Source organism: Pseudomonas migulae NBRC 103157, from assembly GCF_002091715.1.
Lineage (GTDB): Bacteria > Pseudomonadota > Gammaproteobacteria > Pseudomonadales > Pseudomonadaceae > Aquipseudomonas > Aquipseudomonas migulae_A.
The window spans coordinates 1-1,799 of sequence record NZ_BDAG01000091.1 but is presented as its reverse complement, the minus strand read 5'-3'; the positions used below and the strand labels follow the sequence as shown (position 1 = coordinate 1,799).

The 1,799-nt window shown below is 59.8% G+C and carries 3 protein-coding genes; all 3 read left to right on the top strand.

Annotated elements, in window-relative coordinates:
- Window positions 1–201: ACT domain-containing protein (locus PMI01S_RS30715; RefSeq protein WP_139811127.1), on the top strand; the 201-nt coding region annotated here is incomplete at its 5' end.
- 6 nt (window positions 202–207) lie between these two features.
- Entirely contained in the window at window positions 208–810 is a 603-nt protein-coding gene (locus tag PMI01S_RS30710) for a LysE/ArgO family amino acid transporter (protein ID WP_084323908.1), read from the top strand.
- 177 nt (window positions 811–987) lie between these two features.
- Window positions 988–1,584 carry a superoxide dismutase gene (locus tag PMI01S_RS30705; RefSeq protein WP_017340540.1) on the top strand — a complete coding sequence of 199 codons (597 nt, stop codon included), beginning with the start codon at window positions 988–990 and terminating at the stop codon, window positions 1,582–1,584.
- Window positions 1,585–1,799: the final 215 nt, after the last annotated feature.

Genomic DNA, 1,799 nt, shown 5'->3' with positions numbered 1-1,799 from the left:
GTCGCCGCCTGGATCACCCTGAACGTGCACTCCGCGCTGGACGCCGTCGGCCTGACCGCCGCATTCGCCACGGCATTGGGCCAGGCCGGCATCAGCTGCAACGTCATCGCCGGTTACTACCACGACCATTTATTCGTCGGCCAGGCCGATGCCGATCGCGCCTTGCACGTGCTGCGGAATCTGGCAGCGAACGCGGAGTAAAAACCTATGTGGCAAAGCTATGTAAATGGCCTGTTAGTGGCCGCGGGGCTGATCATGGCGATCGGCACTCAGAACGCGTTTGTGCTGGCTCAGAGCCTGCGGCGTGAACATCACCTGCCGGTGGCGGCGCTCTGCGTGACGTGCGATGCGTTGCTGGTGGCTGCCGGCGTGTTCGGTCTGGCCACTGTGCTGGCGCAAAATCCGACATTGCTGGCCATCGCCCGCTGGGGTGGTGCGGCGTTTTTGCTGTGGTACGGCAGCCTGGCGCTGCGTCGGGCCTGCTCGAAGCAAAGCCTGCAACAGGGTGAAAACCAGACGGTACGGTCACTGCGCGCGGTCATGCTCAGCGCTTTGGCGGTGACGTTGCTCAACCCGCACGTTTATCTGGATACGGTGTTGCTGATCGGCTCCCTCGGCGCGCAACAAACCGAGCCTGGCGCTTATGTCGTGGGGGCGGCCAGTGCGTCTTTGCTGTGGTTTTTCACCCTGGCGCTGGGCGCCGCTTGGCTGGCGCCGTGGCTGGCTCGGCCAAGCACATGGCGGATTCTGGATTTATTGGTGGCCGTAATGATGTTCACCGTGGCAGCTCAACTAATCACCAGCGCCTGATTTATTCCAAAAGGCTCTGGAACCTCTATTCCACACAGTTGTTGCGTGGTTATGCCGCACCCCCGGTGCTATGATCCGGTCCGATGCGCCGCAAAGAGTACAAACTCCCCGGCGCTTGTCTGGCCGCCCGTGATCGGCCTTGCGACCACCGCAACTGACCTGATTAGGAGAATCATCATGGCTTTCGAATTGCCGCCGCTGCCTTACGCACACGATGCCCTGCAGCCGCACATTTCCAAGGAAACCCTGGAATACCACCACGACAAGCACCACAACACCTACGTCGTGAACCTGAACAACCTGGTGCCAGGCACCGAGTTCGAAGGCAAGACCCTGGAAGAAATCGTCAAGTCTTCCTCGGGTGGCATCTTCAACAACGCCGCTCAGGTCTGGAACCACACTTTCTACTGGAACTGCCTGGCGCCAAACGCCGGCGGTCAACCAACCGGCGCACTGGCTGAAGCCATCAACGCAGCCTTCGGTTCGTTCGACAAGTTCAAAGAAGAATTCAGCAAAACCTCCATCGGCACCTTCGGTTCCGGTTGGGGCTGGCTGGTGAAAAAGGCTGACGGTTCCCTGGCCCTGGCCAGCACCATCGGCGCCGGCAACCCGCTGACCAGCGGCGACACCCCGCTGCTGACCTGCGACGTCTGGGAACACGCTTACTACATCGACTACCGCAACCTGCGTCCGAAGTACGTAGAAGCGTTCTGGAACCTGGTCAACTGGAAATTCGTGGCTGAGCAATTCGAAGGCAAAACCTTCACCGCTTAAGCTCGACGCCAGATAAAAAACCCGGCTTTTGCCGGGTTTTTTTTGCCTTCAGAACCCCCTACAGAATTTGCGTATTTCCGCGAGGATAAGTTGGCTGGCAGGGCGTCATCGCCAGCAAGCCGGCTCCTACGAGGTCTGCGTATTTCCGCGAGAACAGGTTGGTTGGCAGGCCGCTTTCGTCAGCAAGCCGGCTCCTGCGAGGTCTGCGTATAGTC